This window comes from Actinoplanes sp. CA-252034 (assembly GCF_050956125.1).
Lineage (GTDB): Bacteria > Actinomycetota > Actinomycetes > Mycobacteriales > Micromonosporaceae > Actinoplanes.
On sequence record NZ_CP191846.1, the window covers coordinates 678,676 to 699,126 of the forward strand.

17 protein-coding genes and 1 riboswitch are annotated in these 20,451 nt (G+C 70.2%); of the genes, 11 read left to right on the top strand and 6 right to left on the bottom strand.

Features of this window, described 5'->3' with window-relative positions; all coding sequences use genetic code 11:
* Position 1 precedes the first annotated feature (1 nt).
* The 4 genes from ACQPZW_RS03250 to thiC all read left to right on the top strand — a co-directional run bounded on the left by ACQPZW_RS03250 (position 2) and on the right by thiC (position 3,677).
* Positions 2–748, top strand: coding sequence for a thiazole synthase (locus ACQPZW_RS03250; RefSeq protein ID WP_433793342.1), 747 nt, complete (start codon positions 2–4; stop codon positions 746–748).
* Positions 742–1,314 (top strand): thiamine phosphate synthase, encoded by a 573-nt coding sequence (locus ACQPZW_RS03255; protein ID WP_433793343.1) that lies wholly within the window; start codon positions 742–744, stop codon positions 1,312–1,314. Before ACQPZW_RS03250 ends, ACQPZW_RS03255 begins: the two co-directional genes overlap by 7 nt.
* Positions 1,311–2,078, top strand: a complete 768-nt coding sequence (gene thiD / locus ACQPZW_RS03260; RefSeq protein ID WP_433793344.1) for a bifunctional hydroxymethylpyrimidine kinase/phosphomethylpyrimidine kinase — start codon at positions 1,311–1,313, stop codon at positions 2,076–2,078. The genes ACQPZW_RS03255 and thiD overlap by 4 nt, the downstream gene beginning before the upstream one ends.
* 69 nt (positions 2,079–2,147) lie before the next feature.
* Entirely contained in the window at positions 2,148–3,677 is a 1,530-nt protein-coding gene (gene thiC / locus ACQPZW_RS03265; RefSeq protein WP_433793345.1) for a phosphomethylpyrimidine synthase ThiC, read from the top strand.
* On the opposite strand, the gene ACQPZW_RS03270 is transcribed toward thiC, so the two are convergent.
* The 3 genes from ACQPZW_RS03270 to ACQPZW_RS03280 all read right to left on the bottom strand — a co-directional run bounded on the left by ACQPZW_RS03270 (position 3,674) and on the right by ACQPZW_RS03280 (position 9,437).
* On the bottom strand, positions 3,674–6,775 hold the full coding sequence (locus ACQPZW_RS03270) for a signal peptidase I (protein WP_433793346.1): 3,102 nt from the start codon (positions 6,773–6,775) through the stop codon (positions 3,674–3,676). The genes thiC and ACQPZW_RS03270 overlap by 4 nt on opposite strands.
* Positions 6,776–6,791: 16 nt before the next feature.
* Positions 6,792–6,866: riboswitch (cyclic di-GMP riboswitch) on the bottom strand.
* A gap of 228 nt (positions 6,867–7,094) precedes the next feature.
* Entirely contained in the window at positions 7,095–7,514 is a 420-nt protein-coding gene (locus tag ACQPZW_RS03275; protein ID WP_433793347.1) for a ribonuclease domain-containing protein, read from the bottom strand.
* 282 nt (positions 7,515–7,796) lie between these two features.
* Positions 7,797–9,437: a hypothetical protein gene (locus tag ACQPZW_RS03280; RefSeq protein ID WP_433793348.1), complete on the bottom strand. Its 1,641-nt coding sequence runs from the start codon at positions 9,435–9,437 to the stop codon at positions 7,797–7,799.
* A gap of 645 nt (positions 9,438–10,082) precedes the next feature.
* On the opposite strand from ACQPZW_RS03280, the gene ACQPZW_RS03285 reads away from it, so the two are divergent.
* The 4 genes from ACQPZW_RS03285 to ACQPZW_RS03300 are packed head-to-tail and all read left to right on the top strand — an operon-like array spanning position 10,083 to position 14,107.
* A complete protein-coding gene (locus ACQPZW_RS03285; RefSeq protein ID WP_433793349.1) occupies positions 10,083–12,695 on the top strand; it encodes a nitrate- and nitrite sensing domain-containing protein in 2,613 nt (870 codons plus the stop codon).
* A complete protein-coding gene (locus ACQPZW_RS03290; RefSeq protein ID WP_433793350.1) occupies positions 12,692–13,099 on the top strand; it encodes a roadblock/LC7 domain-containing protein in 408 nt (135 codons plus the stop codon). Before ACQPZW_RS03285 ends, ACQPZW_RS03290 begins: the two co-directional genes overlap by 4 nt.
* Positions 13,100–13,143: 44 nt before the next feature.
* On the top strand, positions 13,144–13,506 hold the full coding sequence (locus ACQPZW_RS03295; protein ID WP_433793351.1) for a DUF742 domain-containing protein: 363 nt from the start codon (positions 13,144–13,146) through the stop codon (positions 13,504–13,506).
* Positions 13,487–14,107, top strand: coding sequence for a GTP-binding protein (locus ACQPZW_RS03300; protein WP_433793352.1), 621 nt, complete (start codon positions 13,487–13,489; stop codon positions 14,105–14,107). Before ACQPZW_RS03295 ends, ACQPZW_RS03300 begins: the two co-directional genes overlap by 20 nt.
* Here ACQPZW_RS03300 and ACQPZW_RS03305 read toward each other — a convergent pair.
* Entirely contained in the window at positions 14,104–15,252 is a 1,149-nt protein-coding gene (locus ACQPZW_RS03305) for a uroporphyrinogen-III synthase (RefSeq protein WP_433793353.1), read from the bottom strand. The genes ACQPZW_RS03300 and ACQPZW_RS03305 overlap by 4 nt on opposite strands.
* A 630-nt stretch (positions 15,253–15,882) precedes the next feature.
* On the opposite strand from ACQPZW_RS03305, the gene rplM reads away from it, so the two are divergent.
* From rplM to glmM, 3 genes are all read left to right on the top strand, one after another.
* Positions 15,883–16,326, top strand: a complete 444-nt coding sequence (gene rplM, locus ACQPZW_RS03310) for a 50S ribosomal protein L13 (protein ID WP_433793354.1) — start codon at positions 15,883–15,885, stop codon at positions 16,324–16,326.
* A 20-nt stretch (positions 16,327–16,346) separates the two neighbouring features.
* Positions 16,347–16,859, top strand: a complete 513-nt coding sequence (rpsI, locus tag ACQPZW_RS03315) for a 30S ribosomal protein S9 (RefSeq protein WP_433793355.1) — start codon at positions 16,347–16,349, stop codon at positions 16,857–16,859.
* 171 nt (positions 16,860–17,030) lie between these two features.
* Positions 17,031–18,386 carry a phosphoglucosamine mutase gene (gene glmM / locus ACQPZW_RS03320; protein WP_433793356.1) on the top strand — a complete coding sequence of 452 codons (1,356 nt, stop codon included), beginning with the start codon at positions 17,031–17,033 and terminating at the stop codon, positions 18,384–18,386.
* A 4-nt stretch (positions 18,387–18,390) separates the two neighbouring features.
* Here glmM and ACQPZW_RS03325 read toward each other — a convergent pair whose 3' ends face one another.
* Positions 18,391–19,533, bottom strand: a complete 1,143-nt coding sequence (locus ACQPZW_RS03325) for a pyridoxal phosphate-dependent aminotransferase (RefSeq protein WP_433797406.1) — start codon at positions 19,531–19,533, stop codon at positions 18,391–18,393.
* A gap of 65 nt (positions 19,534–19,598) precedes the next feature.
* On the bottom strand, positions 19,599–20,393 hold the full coding sequence (locus ACQPZW_RS03330) for an MmpS family transport accessory protein (protein ID WP_433793357.1): 795 nt from the start codon (positions 20,391–20,393) through the stop codon (positions 19,599–19,601).
* Between the last annotated feature and the right edge of the window lie 58 nt (positions 20,394–20,451).

The window sequence follows — 20,451 nt, forward strand, 5'->3', positions numbered from 1 at the left end:
CGTGACGTTCCTTCCGGAGAACGGGCTGATCCTCGGGACCGGCGGGGCGAACAGTCTCGCCGCGCTGGAGGACGCCATCGAGGCTTCCGAGACGACGCTGGTCACGGTGGCGCTGCGCCGGGTCGACGCGGCCGGGCCCGGGCTGCTGCCGATGCTGGACCGGCTCGGCGTGCGGGTGCTGCCCAACACGGCCGGCTGCTACACCGCCGGTGATGCGGTCAAGACGGCGCAGATGGCGCGGGAGGCGTTCGAGACGGATCTGATCAAACTCGAGGTCATCGGGGACGAACGGACCCTGCTGCCGGACGGGATCGAGCTCCTGCGAGCGGCCGAGACACTCGTCGCCGATGGGTTCACCGTCCTGCCGTACACCAGTGATGATCCGATTCTCGCCCGCCGCCTCGCGGACGCCGGATGTGCCGCGGTGATGCCGGCGGGGTCACCGATCGGCTCCGGCCTGGGCATCTCCAACCCGCACCACATCGAGTTGATCGTGCAGAGCGTCGACGTGCCGGTGGTCCTCGACGCCGGCATCGGCACCGCCTCCGACGCGGCGCGGGCCATGGAGCTCGGGTGTGACGCGGTGCTCGTCGCGAGCGCGATCACCCGGGCCGACGACCCCGCGGCGATGGCGGCGGCGATGCGGCACGCGGTCCGGGCCGGCCGTCTCGCCCGCTCCGCGGGGCGCATCCCACGACGGTTCCACGCGGTCGCCTCCACCGCCGACGCCGGCATCGCGCAATGGTGACCCCGAAGGGGCTCGTCGTGCTCACCGATCGGCGGTCCGCTTCGGCGCCCCTGGTCGAGGTGGTCCGGAAGGCGGTCCGCGGCGGCGCCGCCTGGGTCGTCCTCCGCGAGAGGGATCTTTCGTACGGCGATCGCGCGGCCCTGGCCACGAGGCTCCGGTCGGTCGTCCCCGACCATCGGTTGATCATCGCCGGCCCGGACCCGCTCGGCGGGACGGCCGTGCATCTGTCCGGTTCTGATCCGCTCCCGCCGGGGATGTCACTGACCGGCCGTTCGTGGCACGGCACGGAGGACCTGTCCGGAGTGGACTACGTCACGGTGTCGCCGGTCTATCCGACGGCATCCAAGCCGGGGTACGGGCCGGCTCTCGGGGCGACGGGGGCCGCCGAGATGCGCGCGCCCGTGCCCTGGCTCGCCCTCGGCGGGGTCGAGACGGCCGGGCAGGCGGCGGAGTGCGCGGCCGCCGGTGCCGCCGGGATCGCGGTGATGGGGGCGCTGATGAGATCCCCCGATCCGGAGGGTACGGCCCGCTCGCTGGCGTCGGCTTTCGGTGGAGGTGCGCGGTGACTCCGCCCGTGGTGTTGACGATCGCCGGGTCGGACTCCGGTGGGGGCGCCGGGATCCAGGCGGATCTGAAGACGTTCGCGGCACTCGGGGCGTTCGGGACGTCGGTGATCACGGCGATCACGGCGCAGAACACGCTCGGGGTCACCGCCATCCACCCCGTTCCGGTGGACGTCGTCGCGGCTCAGCTCGACGCCGTGCTGTCGGATCTCCCGGTCGCGGCGGTCAAGGTCGGGATGATCTCGGATCCGGCGGTGGCCGAGCTGCTCGCGTCGCGTGTGGACGCTCTGCCGAACCTCGTCGTCGACCCGGTTCTCGTGGCCACCGCGGGAAGCCGGTTGGGGGAGGCTGCGGTGGTGGGGGTGCTTACGGCGTACCCCTGCATTCTGACCCCCAACCGGCACGAAGCCGGCGCCCTCCTGGGGCGGCGAGTGGAGACCACCGAGGAGATGATCTCGGCGGCGGCCGAGCTGGCGGCCCTCGGGCCGCGCGCCGTCGTGGTGACCGGCAGCGAGCTGGCGCTCGACGTCCTGCATGTGGCGGGGGAGACCACGCTGCTGCGCGGTGATCCGGTCGTGACCGAGAACAACCATGGGTCGGGTTGCACGTTCTCGTCGGCGATCGCGGTGCGGCTGGCCGCCGGTGACCCGGTGCCCGGCGCGGTGGCGGCGGCCAAGGACTACGTGAACCGCGGCCTGCGCGGCGGCAGCGGATGGCGGCTCGGCGCGGGACCGGGCCCGCTGGACCACTTCGGCTGGTCCGTCTAGATCTCCGGCGGCGCCGGCGGTGGTCCCTCGCTGCCTACGACTGCCGGTTTCATCCATATCTGGGGAGGTTTGATCATGCGTCGCAAGGTCTACGTGGAAGGTCCCCGCCCGGACATCCGGGTGCCGTTCACCGAGGTGGTGCTGACCGGCGACAACCCGCCGGTACGCCTCTACGACACGTCCGGCCCCGGCAGCGAACCCTCGGCCGGGCTGCCCCCACTGCGGAAACCCTGGCAGACCGGGCGCACCCAGCTCGCCTCCGCGCGCGCCGGGATCATCACGCCGGAGATGGAGTACGTGGCCGTCCGTGAAGGCGTCGCGCCGGAACTCGTGCGCGACGAGATCGCCGCGGGACGGGCCGTCCTGCCCGCCAACGTCAACCACCCCGAGTCCGAGCCCATGATCATCGGCTCGCGCTTCCTCGTGAAGGTCAACGCCAACATCGGCACCTCGGCCGTCACCTCCTCGATCGACGAGGAGGTCGAGAAACTCACCTGGGCCACCCGCTGGGGCGCCGACACCGTGATGGACCTGTCGACCGGGCCGCACATCCACGAGACCCGGGAGGCGATCGTACGGAACTCGCCCGTCCCGATCGGGACGGTTCCCCTCTACCAGGCCCTCGAGAAGGTCAAGGGCGACCCTCTGAAACTCTCCTGGGAGATCTTCCGGGAGACCGTCATCGAGCAGGCTGAGCAGGGCGTCGACTACATGACGATCCACGCCGGAGTGCTGCTCGCCTACGTGCCGATGGCCGCCGAACGGGTCACCGGGATCGTCTCCCGCGGCGGGTCGATCATGGCGGCCTGGTGCCTCGCCGAACACCGGGAGAACTTCCTCTACACCCACTTCCGGGAGCTGTGCGAGATCTTCCGGGAGTACGACATCACGTTCTCCCTCGGCGACGGGCTCCGCCCCGGATCGATCGCCGACGCCAACGACGAAGCCCAGTTCGCGGAGCTGCGCACCCTCGGGGAGCTCACCCACATCGCGTGGGAGTACGACGTACAGGTCATGGTCGAAGGCCCCGGTCACGTGCCCATGCACAAGATCAAGGAGAACGTCGATCTCCAGGTCGAGCTGTGCGGCGGAGCGCCGTTCTACACCCTCGGACCGCTCGCGACCGACATCGCGCCCGCCTACGACCACATCACGTCGGCCATCGGCGCCGCGATGATCGGATGGTTCGGGACGGCGATGCTCTGCTACGTCACGCCTAAGGAACACCTCGGGCTGCCCAACAAAGAAGACGTCAAAGCCGGGATGATCGCCTACAAGATCGCGGCCCACGCCGCCGACATCGCCAAGGGACATCCCGGCGCTCAGGAGTGGGACGACGCGCTGTCGCGGGCGCGGTTCGACTTCCGGTGGGAGGACCAGTTCGAGCTGGCCCTCGATCCGGAGACGGCCCGGTCCTATCACGATGAGACCCTGCCGGCGGCGCCCGCCAAGACGGCGCACTTCTGCTCGATGTGCGGGCCGAAGTTCTGCTCCATGAAGATCAGCCACGAGATCCGGGCCGCGGGGATGAAGGCCAAGTCGACCGAGTTCGTCGACGCCGGCGGGCGGGTCTACCTGCCGGTCACGCCTACCGCTTAGGCGTCCTCGTCGGGCTCCGGCGGGGCCGGGGTCCGCTTCGCCGCCGGCAGGAAGTCGTAGATCGGCTCCCGGTCCGGTTCCGGTTCCGGCTCCCTGATGGGGAGGTTGCGTTCGGCCAGATCTTCCATGGCCTCGCGCGCCCCGGTGGGGTTCGCCACCCGTTGGTCGGTGACGGGCTCGTCCGTGGCGGCGGGGCTGTCATCGGCGGGCTCGTCGACGGCCGGCTGTGGGGAACGGCGGGTGCGGGCCTTGCGGCGTCCGGAGCGCTTGCGGTTCCGCTCCGGCGTCTGCGCCTCTGCCGTCGGCCCGTCTGGTTCGGGCTCGGGGTCTTTCCGGGGTTCATCCTCAGCCGGTCGGACATCGGGCTCGGGCCGGGCTGTTTCGGCGTCGAATCGCGCTGTCCCGGGCTCGGGTCGTTCCGGCCCGGAGGGGGGCTCCGCTGTCTCGGCTTGGGGTTCAGCCGCTTCCGGGCCAGGCTCCGGCTCGGGCGGAACCGGCTCGGTGGATTGCTCGTCCCTGCCGTCGTCCCGCTGAACAGAAACGGATTCCGGCTGGTCCCTCGTCTCGGGCTTCGGCTCCGGCGGTGCATCGGCGTCCGGCTCCTGCGTCGCTGTGGGCTCCACGATTTCCGCTGGAGGCTCGATCGCGATGTCGGTATCGGGCTCCCGGTCGATTCCGGCAGGGGTGCGCGGTTCATCGGCGACCTGCGTCGCGGAGACCTCGACGTCGGGCATGGAGGCGGGCTCCGGCTCGGCGGCGGGAGTGGTGTTCGTCTGAGCGCGGGCACGCTTGGCAGGGGCCTTCGCCGGGGCTCGTTTCACGGCGGTCGACTTCGTCGCGGCGGCCTTGGCAGCGGCGGTCCTCGTCGTGCCTTTGCGGGGAGTCGCCTTCTTCGCGGGGGCGCCTCCGGCGGCCGCGGGGTCCGCGCCGTCAGGGAGGACGGTCGCGGATTCGGAGGGGGGCTCGGGGGCGGGAGGCAACTGCAACACCGGGACCGGCGCGGTCTCCGAAACGGCTTCACCACGGCTGGCCGCACTCACCGGCCGTGGTGCTGTCTTCGCCGGAACGGGGGCGACGGTGCTCGGCTCGATCCGATAGCGGTAGAGGATGCCCTCGTCGCGAACCACGAAGTCGTCCGCCCCGTCCGGGCGGGTCCAGGTGAGGATCATCTGCCCGTACTTCTCGGCGAGCTTCACCAGCGCCGGAAAGGTGTCGACCACGACGACCGGCTTACCGGGCGGACTGGCCATCGGCTCCACCGGTACCAGCAGATGGGTGTAGCGTCGCTGAATCTGCTCGCGAGTGCGTAACGGCACCTGTCCCAGCGCCCTCCATGCGACGACACCGGCGCCGATTAGGGCAGCCGTAAGGAGGTAGAGTGCATATCTGCGGGCCTGAGCTGCGCTAAACAACGTGTAGCCGAACGGCTCGATTATGCGATCTCGGAGTAGTGGCCTCTCCTTGCTGCTGGACTGATCGACTATCAGACTTCCTGCCCCGTTCGCGAGAGTCATCTGAACGGGCGTCAGATTCAGTGGAAGTTGTGCTTCGAAGAGAGAACCGTCGTCATGCCGTATCTGTGCGTTAATCGCGACGGCTATTTCGCCCAAGTCTGTGCCGATTGCCTCGCCGGCGTCTTTTGCATTTTGAGCCAGGCTGCCGAGATCTAGATCGACTGTCCCGGTGAAACGGTTTGATGTGAACCGCTGCTGTTGTGAAAGCTGTAAGGTCTTGTGCCATCCGATCTGCGCGGAAAGACGTGCGCTGACCTGCACTTGTCCGGGCGCTCCTCTGTAGTCCAAGTGAAGGACGATGTGGTTGGCGAGCCTCCGGAATACGGGGTCGGGAGAGTAGACCGCGGTCCCGTCGTAAGCGGCTGAGTGGGGTACCTCGGCAGAATAGGCGAAGGTCATCGACTCGCCGGATTTACCGGTGACGCTTGTTGCCTCGACCGTCGGCTTCATGTAGCCGAGTACGCCGAGAGCCAGCCCGAGGAGGCCAACCGCGGCTGTGATGACGGCTAGCGCTCGAAGGGCGGGAGATAGACGGCCGACCGCTTTGAAAATGGCTGCTGCAGTAGCCAAGGAGCCGCCTCCGCCAGACATGCCCTTCGCTCTCTTCTTCCGGCTACCGCGCGGGATGTCCCGACGGGTCTTTACTGCTGCGACTCCGCCCGTACTCAGCAGAAATCCGAGTACTCCCAACCCGGTGGGGCTGAGGAGTGGCTTGATCCATTGGCCGACCATCGGGACGTGGAAGACAGCGCGGCCGATGATGTCCTCGGCGGTTGGCGAATCGGCATCAGTGGCCTGGTTGTTATCGCCTTTGAGGACGAAGCCCTCTTCGGCGTTGCCGTCGATGATGCGATGAAGTACTTCGGTTCGGCCCTCGTTGCCATGATAAGCGGCGATCTGGCCAATCTCGTAGGAATCGGATTTCATCAAGATGACAAGGTCGCCGGCGTAGTACACCGGCTGCATGCTGACGCCATGAGTGACGACATACGCGATTCGATGTGTACCGAGACCCCAAGCGCCGATGGCCGCCATCACGAGGATGGCGGCCAGTAGGAGGCGCTTAATGTTCGAGGGTATGGCTGACTCCGGCCGGTCCATACACTCGCGAAACGCGAGTCGGAACTTCCGCTCGAAGCCTACCCATCGCTTAGATCCCGGGGCGGAGACCAGAACCTTCAGGCCGGTGATGGTGTCCCAGGCTTCGGAGCCGGAGCCGGCAGGGCAATTCCAAAGACCGGTTGCCTGGTGCACACACGTCACGTAGGTCGGCGAGAGGGTGGCGGAGTTGGACGTAGTGCCAGCAACCAACGCCTTGACCGTTCCAGTGATGATCGGGTCGTCGTTGCCGTCCTCGGTGACGAGCGTGACGTCGACATCGGTGTACTTACCGGTCGTCACGCTGGTCGTGATGTCAACGTCAGACATGGCGGCGCCCGTGATGGCGATGTCGGCCGAAAGGCCGCCGGCGAGGACCAAGGTCGTTTCGTTGGCCACGCCAGGTGCGGTGAATGCGGTGGCGCCGGCGGCGGCGACGACTCCGGCGACAGCGACGCCGCTCGCGAGCTGAATGAGGTTGCGCATATGAAGATCTCCCCTGGTCGGTAGCCCAGCCGGCCTCTTGGGCCCTGTGGCTTTGCGTCCCCGGCTTGCGCCGGGTTTGCGTTTATCGGCCGAGCGGGTGCTCGTTGCTTGCGCCAGTTTGTTCGGTCGGGGAGAGGACCGGCTAAGGGCTCGGGCAGGGTTTTCTGGTGCTGGTTTCAGTGTTTCCGCGCTTGAGCCCGATCCCGGTGCTATGTGGTTGCCGGATGGTTGCCGGGAGCGGGCACGCGTGCCTTCAGGGGTGGAAACGCGACGCGGCGGCCTCCAGGGGGCAGCCGCCGCGTGTACGCGAGAGAACGGATCACAGGCGGTAGAAGGTGACGTAGTGATCCGGGGTGAAGTAGGCGACGCGGGTGCTCCGGTTGACGACGATGCGGTAGGCGTCGCGGGAGGCGCCGCGGGCGCGGGAGTAGACGTCGTATTCGCTGTACGTGGCGGTGGGCAGCTGGCCCTCGCGGTTGTAGAAACGGCCGCCGGTGTAGTTGTAGTTGCCGTACGGCCAGGAGTACCAGCCGGCGGAGGTCGGCCAGCCGAGGGACTGCCAGCCGGTGAATGCGGTGCGCGCGGCCGAGCAGCGGCTGATCGTGCAGCTGTTGTAGACGGCGGCCTGCGCGGCGTCGGTCGATGACGGCGACACGATCGCGGGGGCTACCAGGGCGGTTCCGGAGAGGGCCAGGATCATGGCCAGGCCGGAGAGGAACCGGCCGATGCGGGTGATCATGTTCGGACTCCCGATGTCGGTGGGGGGTGAACCCGGACATCGAGAATCGTCACTGTTTTGAGTGGCCGGCGGTACCTCCCGATCCCATCATTCCATCGGCGTTCGCCGATGTTTCACTACGGCGGGACTCCGTCGGTCGGCCACCTGTCACTGCGATGCAACGGGAGGTGTGCTGGTGACCGGGGCGGCCCGGCGCCGTTGGCTCGGCGGATCAGGACCACGGCGGGCCGGGATATGGCGAAGGTCCGGACCCGGGGAGCGTCCGGACCTCGACGTTCTCGGTCATGCGCCGCCGAGGCCGTTGACCCAGTTGACGTATTCGTCCTCCCTGCGGCCCTGTCCGCCGGGTGCGGTGGGCGGTGGGGCGATCGGCGTCGGCTGGGGGAGCGGGGCGCTGATCGGGGTGGGCTCCGGTGTGAGCGGCGCCCGGGAGGCGACCCGCGGGTGTTCGGCGGTGTCGATGCCGGTGCGCGGGACGGGCTGGTTGGTGGTGAAACCGTTGAACGAGCCGGTGTCACCGGTCAGCGCCGGGGACGGCGTGACGGGCTGGGGTTCGGGGGCGGACTTTCGCGTACGCCATCCGCGTCGCAGGCCACCCGGGGCCTTGACCGGCGGCTGCTGCTGTTGCCCGGAGAAACGTGGCTCGGCGTCGGCCTGCGCTTGGCCGAAGGCCGCGGGCCCGTGAGACGGCGAGTGCGCCTGGTTGTACGGCGCCGGAGGGGGCGTCTGGCCGTAGGGCGCCGGCGGATGAACAGTGGCCGGCGCGACGCCCGGGGGCAGGGAGGCCGGCTGCCCGCCGAAGCCGGATGAGGCCGGACCGCTCAGATCCTGCAGCGGGTGCGGCCGATCGGTGGCCGGGAGCGGAAGGACGCCGGTGTCGGACGGGCGCAGCTCGTCCTCGGGGCGCCGGGCCGCGGCGGCCGCGGCCTGGGCGATCGCGGACTGCACGGGTACGTCCCGGCGGGGCAGCGTGGCCCGGCCGGTGGCGGGGGCAGCGGCAGAGGCCGGCGTCGGCTCGGGCTGCGTGTCGTCCGGCGCGTCAGCGGGGTTCGTCGGCTCGGAGGTGCGGGCGGGCTCGGAGGTGGTCCGCAGGATGGCGGCGAGCACCGAGCCGAGCACTCCGGCACCGGCGGCGGTCATCGCGCCCCAGTAGGGGTCGAGGCGGAAGCCGCCGGTCGTGCCGGGGCCGGCGATCAGGTAGGCCACGGTCAGCAGGGCAGGCCCGGCGAGTCCGCTGAGCGCCACCGTGATGGTCGGCATCTTCCGGCGGCGCGCGGCCAGGCCGATGACCACGCCGGCGATCAGAGCGATGACGGGCATCGTGGCGAACCGGGTGTGCTCGGCGACGGCGCCGGGAATGAGGCCACCGTCGAGGACGCCGAGCCGGACGGGCTGTTGGGACCTGCCGGGCAGCAGCGACGGCGCGACGGAGACAAGGGCCACGAACCACACGGCGACGGTGATCGTGGAGAGGCTCCAGCGGGCGACGGCCCGGGCGGCGGCCGCATAGGCGGCGAAGATGCCGACGGCCGCGCCCAGTCCCGCGCAGATGCCGATCACCAGGACCGGCTGCACCCCGGCGACCTGGGCGGACCGGGCCGGCTGCATGGTCAGCGGAAGCACGGCGAGAGCGCCGAGCCCGGCGGCCAGGCCCATGCCGAGGGCGCCGCCGGAGCTGACCGGGCGGGGTGACCAGCGGGGGCGCAGACCGGTCGCGACCACGGCGCCGATCGCCGCGGCGGTCATGGTGATCCAGGCGACCCAGGCCAGTTGCGCTGTCCATTGATCACGCTGAGTGAGGTCCAGGGTCTGGTCGAGCCGCACCATGCCCAGGCCGTAGGCGATGCCGAGTTGACCGGCCCCGACGACCGCGGCTGCCGTGGTGGTGGCGGCCAGCAGCTTCAGCCAGCTCCGTAATGCCATGGTGCGCACGTTACGGAATGTTCCGCATGGTGCGCCAGTCCGGGGTCGTCTTCTTAAGGCACCCTAAAGTCGCGTACGTCTATGATCGACGTTCATCGATAAAAATTCGGTCACGTACGGTGACGCCCGAACGACCCGTGAGCTACTTGCCAGATGGCGAGTCCAGAGTGGACACTGTCGCCCGCGGACAACGAGTCCGTCGTGTCGCGCCAAACCTTGCCACCGTGTTCATCGAGGTCGCGGGACAGAACTCCCACATAGTGGTTGGAATGCTGATGGTGTCCGGTGATCATGGCCTCACGGACGGTTGTACGTGACGTATTCGTGCACGTCAACGCCGCGAACATGGACACCCGGCGAGTTCGCGCGCGCTTATCACCCGGACAGCGGACCCTTTTACCGGAGGATCCAGACTTCCCAAAGGGCCCGGCGTTCTGATGAAATCGCCGCCGTGCCGGAAACGGCGCGGGCCTTGCCGCGGGCACCGAAGGCCGGACCGCGGCCCGGCATGGGCCGGCTCCCGCCGTGGTGCGGAGCGGGGACGACCGCTAAGGAGATGTCGTGAGCACGGGATCCTCGCCCCTGGCTGTACGACGTGGCCTCCGGAGCCAGCGCCGGCCCCGGCTCCGCTCGCGACTCGCCGGCATGCTCGTCCTTCCACTGCTCGCGGTGGCCGGCGTCTCCTCGGTGCGTCTGCTGCAGGTCGGCCACGAGGCGAGCAACGCCGAACAGGTCGCACAGCTCGCCGACCTCGGCACCGACCTCTCCAACCTGAGCCGGCTGCTGCACGACGAGCGGATGGCCGCCATCGAGTTCCTGGCCTCGCCCGGTGGGCCGGAGACCGCCTTCCGTGAGGCGGCCAAGGCGGTGGACTCGCAGGCGCAGGCGTTCCATACCGAGCGGACCGCGATCACCTCGATCCCGGAGCGGGTCGAGGCCCGCCTGACCGCGATCGAAGGCCAGCTTCGCGGCCTCGCCGAGCTCCGGGCCACGGTCGGCGCGCGCGGCGAGATCGGGCCGGCCGACGCCGGTCAGCGCTACGGCGCCGTCCTCAACTCCCTGGTGGGGTACGAGAGCCTGCTCAGCCAGGTCGCCGAGAACGGTGAGGTCGCCGACAGCCTGCGTACGGTCGCCGCCTTCACCGAGTTGGAGAGCGCCGTCGCCGACCAGGCCTCGCTCGCCTATGTCGCCCGGGCCACCAACAGCCTCGACGCCGACCGGCAGCGGGCGCTGATCGCGACCCAGACCACCCGGGCCGCGGCCGTCGCCGACCTCCGCGAGGTGGCCACCGGCGCGCAGGTCGCCCTGGTCGACTCGGTGCTCGCCGACCCGCTGGTCGCCCGCGCCGACGAGGTGAGCGCCCGCCTGACCGGTGACGGAGCGGCCGGCCTGGCCGAGGTGTCCGATGCGTTCAGCGACGTGATCGTGCTGCTCCGCGGCACCGAACGTGAGCTGGAGGAGCAGGCGGTCACGCTCGCCGACGACGAGCGCACCTCCACCACCCGGCTGGCCACCGTCGAGCTCATCGCGGTGCTGGTGGTCCTGATCGCGACCGTCACGATCGCCTTCTACCTGGGCCGGTCGCTGCTGCTCTCGGTGCGCCGCCTGCGCGAGGGCGCCCTCGCGGTGGCCAGCCGTGACCTGCCCGAGGCGGTCAGCCTGCTGCAGGACGTGGAGAGCCTCGGGGAGGGCGGCGTCGACCGGATCGTCGCGCAGAGCCGTGACCCGATCCACCTCACCGACCGCGACGAGTTCGGTGAGGTGGCCGAGGCGTTCAACATGGTGCACCGGGAGGCCATCCGGGTCGCCGCCGAGCAGGCCGCCCTGCGGATCAGCCTCTCCACCATGTTCCTCAGCCTCGCCCGGCGCAGTCAGTCGCTGGTCGACCGGATGATCGGCGAGCTCGACCAGATCGAGCGGATGGAGGAGGACCCGAAACGGCTGGCCCGCCTCTTCGAGCTGGACCACCTCGCCACCCGGATGCGGCGCAACGACGAGAACCTGCTGGTGCTGGCCGGCGCCGAGGTGGGCGCCCCGCGCCGCGAGGACGCGCTGCTGATCGACGCGCTCCGGGCCGCGCAGTCGGAGATCGAGCTCTACCACCGGATCGAGTTCGGCACCGTCGACACCGACGTGCTGATCGCCGCGGCCGCCGTCAACGACGTGGTCCGCCTGATCGCCGAGCTGCTCGACAACGCCACCCGCTTCTCCGCCCCGGACACCGTGGTGATGGCGCAGGCCGGGCGTAACGGAGATCACGCGATCGTCCGGGTCGAGGACCGCGGCCTGGGCCTCTCGGCCGAGCAGATCGAGCAGCTCAACCGCAAACTGAGCGAGCCGGCCGATGTGGACGCCTCGGCGTTCCGGCTGATGGGCATCGCGGTCGTCGGCAGGCTCGCCTCACGGCACGGCATCCGCGTCGAGCTGCGGCCCGGTCAGGACGGCGGCACGCTCGCCGAGGTGGTGCTGCCGGCCGACATCATCGTCATCCCGGGAGGGGTGAGCGCCCCGCCGCCGCGGGCGGCCAGCTGGACCCGGCCCGGACCGCCGCCTCAACTGCCGATCGGCACACCGCGCAGCCCGGAGTCACGGCCGGCCGTGCGTACCGCTCCACCCCCGCCTCCCGCACCGGTACGGGCGCCGCTTTCCGACGTACCGATGTCTGCATTGGATCTGCAGCCGACGCCGAATCGCCCACCGCTGCCGACGCGGGTTCCGAAGGCGGTCGACCCGCCGCCGCCGTCGGAGGCGACCCCGCCGCTCCTGCCGCCTGCGCCTGCGTCGCCGGCGCCTGCGGCGCCGCCGGCGCCCGCGGTGGTTCCGGCGCAGCCCTCGCCGATTCAGATGGAGATGCAGCACAGCTGGTTCGAGGGCGAGGACGAGGAGACCGGCGCGCACGGCATGCCGACCGCCGGGTACGCCCCACCGCCGACCGTTTCCGCCCAGCCGGCCCCGAAGCCGCGGGTGAACGGGGACGACCGCTGGCGGACCGCGGCCGACGAGGGCTGGCACCGTGCCATGGCGGCGGCCGACCCGAGGGACGCCGGGACCACCCGGTCCGGCCTACCCAAACGGATCCCGCAGGCGCAACTCGTTCCCGGCGGGGTGGAGACCACCCCGCGGGCGCAGCACCGTCGCAGTCCCGATGAGGTTCGCGGGCTACTTTCCGCGTATCACACAGGAGTGCAACGAGGGCGGACGGACGGCGTTGCCGAGACCGCCGCCGCAACACAGGCTCCGAAGGAGAAGGAACAGTGACCAGGCCCCCCACCATGCATGACATGGGCTGGCTGCTCAGCAACTTCGCCGACAGCGTCGCGGGCATCGCGCACGTGATCGCGGTCTCCGCCGACGGTCTGCTGCTCGCCACGTCCCGGGATCTTCCGGCCGACCGCGCCGACCAACTCGCCGCCATCACCTCGGGCGTGGTCAGTCTCACGGACGGCGCGTCCCGGATGTTCAACGCCGGCGCGGTTCGACAGACCATCATCGAAATGGACAGCGGCTATCTTTTCCTGATGTCCATCAGCGACGGTTCGTCGATGGCGGTCCTGGCGGCGCGCAACAGCGACGTCGGTCAGGTCGGCTATGAGATGGCGCTGCTGGTGGAGCGTGTCGGCGCGGCCCTGTCGCCGGCGGCACGCGAGGCCGTCAGCCACTAGACGCCCGGGGTTGATCGCCCTGGCGGAGACGAGGTGACCGCGACATGACACAGCCGCATGATCCCCGGGGCAACCTGGTGCGGCCGTATGCGGTCACGCGCGGCCGGACCGAACCGAGCCGGGACATCCCGATCGAGGCGCTCCTGCACGCGAGTCCGGCGGCCGTGCAGGAAGCGCGATTCGCCGGGCACGACAAATACCGCATGGCCGTGCTGTGTGAGCCGAAAGCCATATCGCTCGCCGAGCTCGCCGCGCACACCCGGTTACCACTGGGGGTAACCCGGGTGCTCGTCGCCGACATGGTCGCCGACGGGCTGCTTCAGCTGCACAGTGCCGCTCCGAAGACCGGATTCACGGAGCGGATGGATCTGCTGGGAAGGGTGTTGGGTGGACTTCGCAAGCTCTGAGGAGCGGACGCGACCGCATCCCACTGAGATCACGTCCGCGAAGATCGTCGTCGCGGGTGGTTTCGGTGTGGGCAAGACGACTCTCGTCGGGGCTGTCTCCGAGATCGAGCCACTCACCACCGAAGCGGTGATGACGGTGGCCGGCCAAGGGATCGACGACGCCTCCAAGGTGCCGGAGAAGGGCAGCACCACGGTGGCGATGGACTTCGGCCGGATCACCATGGCCGACGACCTGATCCTCTACCTCTTCGGCACCCCGGGGCAGACCCGCTTCTGGTTCATGTGGGACGAGCTGATCCGTGGCGCGGTCGGCGCGGCCGTGCTGGTGGACACCCGCCGGCTCACCGACGCGTTCGCGCCTCTGGACTACTTCGAGAACCGGCATCTGCCGTACCTCGTGGCGGTCAACTGCTTCGACGGAGCGCCCCGCTACGAGCCGGAGGAGGTCCGGGAGGCGCTGGCCATCCCGGCCCGGGTGCCGCTGGTGTTGTGCGACGCCCGGCACCGTGACTCGGTCAAGAACGTACTGATCAGCGTGGTCGAGCACGCCATGACGACTCTGGTGGCCGAGCACGGGCGGGCCACGCCGGTCCCCTCCTAGGGCGGAGGGATCCGGTAGCCGCGTTTCACGACGGTCTGCACGACTCCGGGCACGGCCAGGCCGGCCCGGAGCCGGGCCACCGCCATCTCGACGGCGTGCTCGTCGGCGCCGCGGGGCAGGGCCTGCAGCAGGGCGGCGCGGGACAGGACCCGGCCCGGCGACCGGGCGAGGGCCCGGAGAACGGCCATCGGGGCGGGCGCCAACGGGCGCAACTCGCCGTCGACCACCGCGGCATGACCGCGAAGGATGATCGAGTGTCCGGAGACCTGGAGCGTCACCGCCCGCTTCGGCAATTCATCGACGATGGTACGAACCAGCGCGCTCAACCGGGCCCGGCCGGGAGCGGCCACCGGCACACCCTGACGGCGTAGCGGCGCTGAGGTGACGGGGCCCACACATGCGGCCATGACGTCGTCGCGCAGCGCCTCCAGCAGGGCGTCCGAGCCCGGCCCGGCGGCGCGCAGGACGGCCTGCACGGCGGCGGCCGAGGTGAACGTCACGGCGTCGACCAGACGTCCCATGATGAGATCGGCCAGCCGGTGCAGCGGCGCCGGGTCGGTGGGCGCTGCCCAGCGGTAGACCGGCAGCTCGATGACCCGCGCGCCGGCCGACTCCAGCGCCTCGGTGTACTCCGGCTGGCTCTCCCCGTGCAGCTGCATGGCGACGGTCAGGCCGGCGACGCCCCGGGCGGTCAGGTGGTCGACGACCTCCTCGTAGCCCTCGCCATCCGGGGACCACTGGTCGCGCAGACCGGCGGTGCGGACCGCGGCCCGGGCCTTGGGACCGCGGGCCACCAGGTAGGCGCGGGCGAGAACGGCACGCAGCGGCTCGCCGAGACCCCAGTTCTCCGCGGCCTCCAACCAGCCGCGCATGCCGATGCCGGTGTTGACCAGCACGATGTCGGGCGGGGTGTCGAGACAGGCGCGAGTGGCGGCCCGGAGCTCGGCGTCGTCGGAGATCGGGACGATCCGCAGGGCGGGGGCCAGCACCACCCGGGCGCCACGCGCCTCCAGGAGGTTGGCCAGCTCGTCCTTACGACGGTCGGCGGTGACGCCGATGGTGTAACCGGACAGCGCGGCGGTCGGCTCGGCCAGAGCGGCCGCCGTCAGCACCGCCCGCCGGGCGCCCGGGGTCCGGTCGGTCATCCGATCCCCGGGTCGAGAAGTCGCGGCGTGGCCGAACGGTCCACCGAAGGGCACGCTCGAAGCCCGCCGTCCTCAGCGTAGACCCGCTCCCACGTCACGCTTGCGTTCCTCGCCATGCCTCCGTCCGGGGCACGCCGCGACTCCTCCTCGTCGAACCGGCGAGCCGGCTCGACGAACACCGTCAGGTCCGTCCTCAACCCTGACGGTGGTCTCTCCATGGTGCGCCCGACAGCGCGGCATCGGCCAATGCCGGGCCGCGTCGTCCGTCGTTGCGCGCCGTTGGCCATGCACCGAAGCGTGCCGGGGTCGAATTTCCTACGAGCGTCCCATTTGTTTCGAGCCTGCTAAGTCGGGCGAGGTGGGCGGTGCAACCCGGTGCGGGTGGGTCCGTCTCGCGGAGTATGCTGGCATCGTTTGGAGTTCGACCAGGGCTGAGGGTTTGCAACCAGAACCTTCGCCGGATGCTCGGTGCCCCGAACACTGCCTGTTTTGACCACGCGCCGCGCAGCCGGGTAATGTTGCCTGCTGTTGTGCGACTGATGCGAGTGGTCCCTCTGCGGGGTTGCTTGACGCATCTACTCGATGCGACCAGCGCGCACCCCCAGACCGACGACGAGACAAGGTAATTCTGTGCGTACGTACAGCCCGAAGCCGGGTGAGATCGAGCGTCAGTGGCACATTATCGACGCTTCTGACGTCGTTCTGGGCCGCCTGGCTACCCACACCGCGACGCTTCTGCGTGGCAAGCACAAGCCCACGTTCGCCCCGCACGTCGACACCGGCGACTTCGTTGTGATCATCAACGCCGGCAAGGTCGCCCTGACCGGCAACAAGCGGCAGACCAAGGTCGCCTACCGCCACTCCGGCTACCCCGGTGGTCTGAAGCAGATCGGCTACGAGGAGCTGCTCACCAAGCGCCCCGAGAAGGCGATCGAGCTGGCCGTCAAGGGCATGCTGCCGCACAACAAGCTCGCGCGGCAGATCATCAAGAAGCTGAAGGTCTACCCGGGAGCTGAGCACCCGCACGCCGCGCAGCAGCCGAAGCCGTTCGAAATCAAGCAGATCGCGCAGTGAGCGCGGGAGAAGGCAGCAGCATGTCCGACATCATCGAGCCCGAGGTCGTTGAGACCGTCGAGACCGTCGTCGAGACCGTCGAGGAGCCCGCTGAGACGGTCGTCGTCGTCGAGACTCCCGCGCCGGCCCGCGTCGTCCGCCCGGGTGGACGCCCGATCCAGACCGTCGGCCGCCGCAAGGAGGCCATCGTCCGGGTGCGCCTCGTGCCCGGCAACGGCAAGATCACCTGCAACGGCCGTGACCTCGAGAACTACTTCCCGAGCAAGGTCAACCAGCAGCTCATCCGCGAGCCGCTCGTCACCGCTGAGCGGACCGAGCAGTTCGACGTGATCGCCAACCTTCGTGGTGGCGGCATCACCGGTCAGGCGGGCGCCCTCCGCCTCGCCATCGCCCGTGCCCTCATCGAGAGCGACCCGGACGACCGTCCCGCTCTGAAGAAGGCCGGCTTCCTGACCCGTGACGCCCGGGTCAAGGAGAGCAAGAAGTACGGTCTCAAGAAGGCCCGTAAGGCTCCGCAGTACTCGAAGCGCTGATTTTTGCGCCTCGGTCCGAATCGACGGCCGAGCACGCCCCTTTCCTCAAGGGATGTGCTCGGCCGTCGATGTTTTCTCCGACACCCTCCCCAACTAGCCGTTCCGGTACTCGTGACCAGCCGAACACTGATGCAGGCTTGAGGTCGCAATCACCGGTGAAAGGAAGCCGCCATGGGGCGACTCTTCGGCACGGACGGCGTTCGCGGCCTCGCGAACGGCGATCTGCTCACTCCGGAACTGGCCCTCTCGGTCGCCGTCGCGGCCGCCCGGGTGCTGGTCGAGACGGACGGCAGCCACCCGCCGCTCGCCATAGTGGGGCGTGACCCACGGGCCAGCGGCGAGATGCTCGAGGCCGCCGTCGTCGCGGGGCTGGCCAGCGCCGGAGCCAACGTGGTCCGAGTCGGAGTGCTTCCCACACCGGCCGTCGCCTACCTGGTCGGGCAGACCAACGCCGACCTCGGCGTGATGATCTCGGCCTCGCACAACCCGATGCCCGACAACGGGATCAAGCTGTTCGCGGCCGGCGGCACCAAGCTGCCGGACGAGCTCGAGGAGCGCATCGAGAAGGCGGTCGAGGACGGCCACGCGCTGATCGGCCGCCCCACCGGCGCCGGGATCGGCCGGGTCAACGACCTGCTCGACGGCGCCGAGCACTACATCAAGCACCTGATCGACTCGCTGCCGCACCGGCTCGACGGGCTCAAGGTCGTGGTCGACTGCGCCAACGGGGCGGCCAGTGAGGTCGGGCCGGTGGCGTACCGGGAGGCCGGCGCCGAGGTCATCGCCATCCACGCCGAGCCCGACGGCCTCAACATCAACCTGGACTGCGGGTCCACCCACCTGGAATCAGTGCGTGAGGCGGTCCTCCGGGAGGGCGCCGACCTGGGCATCGCCCACGACGGCGACGCCGACCGCTGCCTGGTCGTCACCGCCTCCGGCGAGGTCGTCGACGGTGACCAGATCATGGCCATCCTGGCCCTCGCCATGCGCGACGCCGGCACCCTCACCGACGACACCCTGGTCGCCACCGTGATGAGCAACCTCGGCCTGCGGATCGCCATGAAGCAGTCCGGCATCCGGCTGCTGGAGACCAAGGTCGGCGACCGGTATGTGCTGGAGGAGCTGCAGAACGGCGGGCTCGCCCTCGGCGGCGAGCAGAGCGGCCACATCGTGATGCCGGCCTTCGCCACCACCGGCGACGGCGTGCTCACCGGCCTGCACCTGATGGCCCAGATCGCCGCGTCCGGCAAGTCGCTGGCCGACCTGGCAGCCGTCGTGCACAAGCTGCCGCAGGTGCTGATCAACGTGAAGGTCGGCAACCGGGACGCCGGTGCCGCCGCCCCGACCGTGCAGGCCGCCGTCGCCCTCGCCGAGAACGAGCTCGGCGAGACCGGCCGGGTGCTGCTGCGGCCCTCCGGGACCGAGCCGCTGGTCCGGGTGATGGTCGAGGCCGTCACCGAGGAGCAGGCGCGGGCCGTCGCCGAGCGGATCGCCGACGAGGTGCGGTCGGCCAGCCCTCCCCAGTAGGCGATCAGCCCTTCAGTCTGCGGACCGCCTCGTCGATCACCTCGGGGCGTTTGCAGAAGGCGAAGCGGATGAGGTGCCGGCCCGCGTCCTGATGGTCGTAGAAGACCTGGGTCGGCACCGCCACCACCCCCGAGCGGGCGGGCAGCTCACGGCAGAACTCGACGCCGTCCGTCCCGCCGAGGGGACGGATGTCGGCGGTCACGAAATAGGTGCCCTCCGACGGCAGGACAGCCAGGCCCGCGTCGGTGAGCCCGGCGACCAGACGATCCCGGCGGTCCCGTAGACCCGCCGTGAAACCGGTGAAGTAGGAGTCCGGCAGGCCCAGCGCCACCGCGACGGCGGGCTGCAGCGGTGAGGCGTTGACGAAGGTCAGGAACTGCTTGACCCGCAGCATCGCCGACACCAGCCGGGTCGGGCCGGTGGCCCACCCGACCTTCCAGCCGGTGCAGGAGAACGTCTTGCCGGCCGACGAGATCCGCAGAGTACGGTCGCGCATGCCCGGTAGTGAGGCCAGTGGCACGTGCGGCGCCGTGGCATCCGGGAAGACCAGATGCTCATACACCTCGTCGGTGACCGCGAACACGTCGAACTCCTGGCACAGCCCGGCGATCAGCTCCAGCTCGGCCGGCGTGAAGACCTTGCCCGTCGGGTTGTGCGGCGAGTTCAGCAGCACCAGACGGGTCCGCCCGCCGAACGCCGCCCGCAGCTCGGCGGGGTCGAACTCGTACCGCCCGGACGGCCCCGGCCGCAGCGTGACCGGCCGGCGGACCGCCCCGGCCAGGGCGATCGAGGCGGCGTACGAGTCGTAGTACGGCTCGAAGCACACCACCTCGTCACCCGGCTCACAGAGCGCCAGGATCGCGGCCGCGATCGCCTCGGTGGCCCCGGCGGTGACCGCGACCTCGGCCTCCGGATCCCGCTCCAGGCTCCAGAACCGCTGCTCGTGCGCGGCGATCGCGTGCCGTAACGCGGGGATGCCGGCCAGCGGAGGGTACTGATTGGCCCCGGTGGCGAGCGCCTCGGCGGCCGCGGCGAGCATCTCCGGCGGGCCGTCGGTGTCGGGGAAGCCCTGACCGAGGTTCACCGCCCCGGTCCGGGCCGCGAGCGCCGACATCTCGCTGAAGATCGTCGTGCCGAACGGGCGCATCCGCGCGACGAGCGGATCCGCCGGGGTCGAGGTGGTCACCGTGCTCCTGCCTGCCATGCGTGCTGTCAGTAGAGGACGAGGTCGTAGCAGTTGGCCGTGGCCAGGGTGCCCTCCGCCGTGTTGGCCGCGACCTCCTTGCCGTCGACGCTGGCCCGGCAGCTGATCGAGCCCGAGTCGATGCCGGTGCGCATCGCGATGACCGAGACCACCGAGGGGCCCTTCATCGTGGTCGTGAACTTCCACGGCAGCTCGGCGTTGCCGGCCCGGGCGGGAGCGCCGTCCAGCTTCTCCATGTAGAGGATCTCGGCCGGACCGTCGCCGGTGACCTCATAGGTCACGCTGATCTCCTTGCCCTCGCCGATGCCGGGGATGTTCGTCGGCAGAGCGGGAAGGTCGGGGAAGCCCGGGAAGCCCGGTGCTCCGGAGGGCAGCAGGTCGGGGAAGGTGGGGTCGGTGATCGGCTCGGCGGCCTTCTTGGCGTCGTCGGCGACCTCGTTGACCTTGTCCACCGTCCGGTCGACCAGCATCACCGAGGCGGTCACCACACCGCCGCAGAGCAGCAGGGTGATGGCGAGGATGAGGGCGATCAGCGGCGTCTTGCTGCGGCGCGGCGGGAGGGGTGCCGGTCCGTAGCCGGGTTGCTGCCCGTAGCCGGGCTGTGGCGGGTAGCCGGTGGCCGGGTCGTAGGGCGGCGGCGATGGCGGTGCGTAACCGGTGGTCGGGTCGTAGGGCGGCGGCTGGGCGTAGCCGGCGTTCGGATCCGGGCCGACCGGCGGGAACTGAGCGGTCGGCGGGTAGTCCGGCGGCGGCGTGAAGTGAGGCGGCCGGGGTGGCTGTCGCGGCTCGCTCGGATCGCTCATCTTTCCTCCCGGTGGGGCACCGTCTTTCGACGGTACGCCAGCGCCGCACGGCGAGGAT

Bases quoted from the DNA above. Each gene is read 5' to 3' on its own strand.
- ACQPZW_RS03330 (WP_433793357.1), bottom strand. From the start codon at position 20,393: ATGAGCGATCCGAGCGAGCCGCGACAGCCACCCCGGCCGCCTCACTTC.
- ACQPZW_RS03280 (WP_433793348.1), bottom strand. From the start codon at position 9,437: ATGGCATTACGGAGCTGGCTGAAGCTGCTGGCCGCCACCACCACGGCA.
- rpsI (WP_433793355.1), top strand. From the start codon at position 16,347: ATGTCCGACATCATCGAGCCCGAGGTCGTTGAGACCGTCGAGACCGTC.
- ACQPZW_RS03325 (WP_433797406.1), bottom strand. From the start codon at position 19,533: ATGCGCCCGTTCGGCACGACGATCTTCAGCGAGATGTCGGCGCTCGCG.
- ACQPZW_RS03255 (WP_433793343.1), top strand. From the start codon at position 742: ATGGTGACCCCGAAGGGGCTCGTCGTGCTCACCGATCGGCGGTCCGCT.
- ACQPZW_RS03275 (WP_433793347.1), bottom strand. From the start codon at position 7,514: ATGATCACCCGCATCGGCCGGTTCCTCTCCGGCCTGGCCATGATCCTG.
- glmM (WP_433793356.1), top strand. From the start codon at position 17,031: ATGGGGCGACTCTTCGGCACGGACGGCGTTCGCGGCCTCGCGAACGGC.
- ACQPZW_RS03305 (WP_433793353.1), bottom strand. From the start codon at position 15,252: ATGACCGACCGGACCCCGGGCGCCCGGCGGGCGGTGCTGACGGCGGCC.
- ACQPZW_RS03285 (WP_433793349.1), top strand. From the start codon at position 10,083: ATGCTCGTCCTTCCACTGCTCGCGGTGGCCGGCGTCTCCTCGGTGCGT.
- ACQPZW_RS03270 (WP_433793346.1), bottom strand. From the start codon at position 6,775: ATGCGCAACCTCATTCAGCTCGCGAGCGGCGTCGCTGTCGCCGGAGTC.
- ACQPZW_RS03295 (WP_433793351.1), top strand. From the start codon at position 13,144: ATGACACAGCCGCATGATCCCCGGGGCAACCTGGTGCGGCCGTATGCG.